Source organism: Bacillus sp. RSS_NA_20 (assembly GCF_020165915.1).
Classification (GTDB): domain Bacteria; phylum Bacillota; class Bacilli; order Bacillales; family Bacillaceae; genus Bacillus; species Bacillus altitudinis.
In genome coordinates this window covers 1-2,099 of record NZ_JAIUKW010000004.1, presented here as the reverse complement: position 1 = coordinate 2,099, position 2,099 = coordinate 1, and the positions used below count along the sequence as shown (strand labels likewise).

The window sequence follows — 2,099 nt, the reverse complement described above, 5'->3', positions numbered from 1 at the left end:
TGCGTTATTTACAAAAATATCGTATTTGCGTTATAATTTTCGTAGGAGGTGTCGGCAAATGAACGTCAAACTTAAGGTTGGCGAACTAATTGAACGACGGAATATGACGCAATCAACCCTTTCGGAACTGACTGGCATAAGACCAAGCGCAATAAGCGACCTATGTCGTAATAGAAGAGATCGGGTGCAGCTCGACCATTTGGCGAAGATAGCGGCGGCACTGGACGTAAAAGACATACGGGAACTGATCGATATAGAGAACGAAGAGTAGGGACGTTCAGGACGAGCGTCTCTTTTTTTGCGTCTAAAAACGGGGAGCCGACGTTTCAGTGTGGCGAAAACAGAACAAAACGGCCTTTCAGTGTGGCGAAAACAGAACACGTCAAAACCGCCTTGACGCTTAGAGCCACGTGGGATACAGCCGTTTTTAGGCGTTAACGTTGTCTTATTCTTAGGGAAAGACATAGCGTCACTACGTTCCGCAGATAACGCAATAGAATACATACATAGAAGGACGGCGGTTCATTATTTGCGGACGAGGCGGAGCCGAGGGCGCTGTACTTAAATACATACGGAAAGGATAGCGTTAATAGGACGGTGATACAAACGATAGCTAAACGTTAAGGATTGCGTAGTTATACTTGTGTAACATACGGATATGCTGTCTTACGTTATAGAGAGACGTAACGCATCGTAACATACTAACGGTAGGGCGGCGCATAGGAAGACGATAGGCAGCGCCTTAACCAACGGATAGGGTACCGACATACAGGCGCTATGTAACGGCAGGCACAGACGGTGTATATAATATAGTACGAAGGCGGTCGGCAGGGTGACGGATAGGGACGGGCGAGGTAAGCCGTAACCAAGCAAGCGCCTCCCGCGGACAAGGCCTCCGAAAACTCAGGGGGTTGAAAGCCGAAGCCAATCCGTTTATGCACGATCCTATACATACTGGCCGGCATAGGTAGCCCGCACGAATGGCGGCATGGCGGGGCTGGTACGATGCATAAAGTTCATTCGTTTCGTTGCGTTGGTCGAACGGCTACCAACAGCGACACACCAACGTTTGTGCTTAACGCGAATGTAACAGAAAGTCTTTTTGTTACTTTCGTTATGCAACGTTATGAATGCGTTATTCAATAATAATCGCGAAAAATAAACGAAAGCCGCCCGCCCCCAAGCGCCCCGGCCAAAACCGCCGGATCTGACGAACAAAACTTGCGCACAATTTTTTAAACTCGGGGTGTTAGGCGTATTTCAAGACGGAGAGGTTCTGCCGAGTAGTGGACGACGAAAAACGACAAGGAGGCGCTAACGTGACACTAATTACTGACGGATGTATTCAAATCGAAGCCAACGTCTATCTTACGAAAGGTTCAAGCGCCCGCCTGCGGGAATATCTAGGCGATGCATTGCCGCACTCGTTCGAAATGTACGAACTGAAACGCGATCCTCCCGAAGTCCCACTAAGAGGGGTCATCGATTACGGAGCTTGGCGACTTGTTGCGTGCTGCTCAGATATATTCCCGGAAGAGATTCCGTTATTTCCTGACGAAGATGGAAACGTATTTTTCGTTATACGAAAAGGAGGCGATCGCCCATGACCACGCTACCTAACTTCGTCACTTGCGACTCATGCAATCAGCGAACCGCCATCGTATTAAAAGAACGGGCCGTACGAAAAGGCGTCGTCGAAACGTACTTTGACTGCATTGTCTGCGGCATTCATTATCCGACCGCAATCACGAACAACGCGCTAAGAACGAAAATAGAGACGCTGAAGCAATTGCGACTAACGGACGGGGCAGAACTGGCGACAATAGACGCGTTAAAAGCGGAAATCACCGCCGATATGAAAGTATTGCGGGAACGATACGGACTGACGGAGGGTAATCGGGAATGAACCTCGAAGAAGAACTCCGAAATTCAGCCGGAAAAGCCGAGGCACTCGCGAACAAGATGCGCTTTCTTAGGAAATCGTTTTTACTAACGACCTCGAAGGTTGATTCCGTTTTAATCACAATAGGCGGACGTATTGATCGAACAATTGCGAAGATGACGGCGAGTATAGAGCGGAGTAGATAACGATTTTAACA

General features: G+C 48.5%; 4 protein-coding genes. All 4 read left to right on the top strand.

Going from position 1 to position 2,099, the window contains the following annotated elements:
- Positions 1–58 precede the first annotated feature (58 nt).
- The 4 genes from LCD32_RS05500 (at position 59) to LCD32_RS05485 (ending at position 2,088) form a co-directional block, all read left to right on the top strand.
- Entirely contained in the window at positions 59–271 is a 213-nt protein-coding gene (locus tag LCD32_RS05500) for a helix-turn-helix domain-containing protein (protein ID WP_144625183.1), read from the top strand.
- Positions 272–1,319: 1,048 nt separating this feature from the next.
- Positions 1,320–1,607 carry a hypothetical protein gene (locus LCD32_RS05495; protein ID WP_224563044.1) on the top strand — a complete coding sequence of 96 codons (288 nt, stop codon included), beginning with the start codon at positions 1,320–1,322 and terminating at the stop codon, positions 1,605–1,607.
- Positions 1,604–1,906: a hypothetical protein gene (locus LCD32_RS05490; protein ID WP_224563038.1), complete on the top strand. Its 303-nt coding sequence runs from the start codon at positions 1,604–1,606 to the stop codon at positions 1,904–1,906. The genes LCD32_RS05495 and LCD32_RS05490 overlap by 4 nt, the downstream gene beginning before the upstream one ends.
- Positions 1,903–2,088: a hypothetical protein gene (locus LCD32_RS05485; protein WP_224563035.1), complete on the top strand. Its 186-nt coding sequence runs from the start codon at positions 1,903–1,905 to the stop codon at positions 2,086–2,088. The genes LCD32_RS05490 and LCD32_RS05485 overlap by 4 nt, the downstream gene beginning before the upstream one ends.
- Positions 2,089–2,099 lie beyond the last annotated feature (11 nt).

Coding starts and splice junctions, on each gene's coding strand:
- LCD32_RS05485 (WP_224563035.1), top strand. CDS start 1,903: ATGAACCTCGAAGAAGAACTCCGAAATTCAGCCGGAAAAGCCGAGGCA.
- LCD32_RS05490 (WP_224563038.1), top strand. CDS start 1,604: ATGACCACGCTACCTAACTTCGTCACTTGCGACTCATGCAATCAGCGA.
- LCD32_RS05500 (WP_144625183.1), top strand. CDS start 59: ATGAACGTCAAACTTAAGGTTGGCGAACTAATTGAACGACGGAATATG.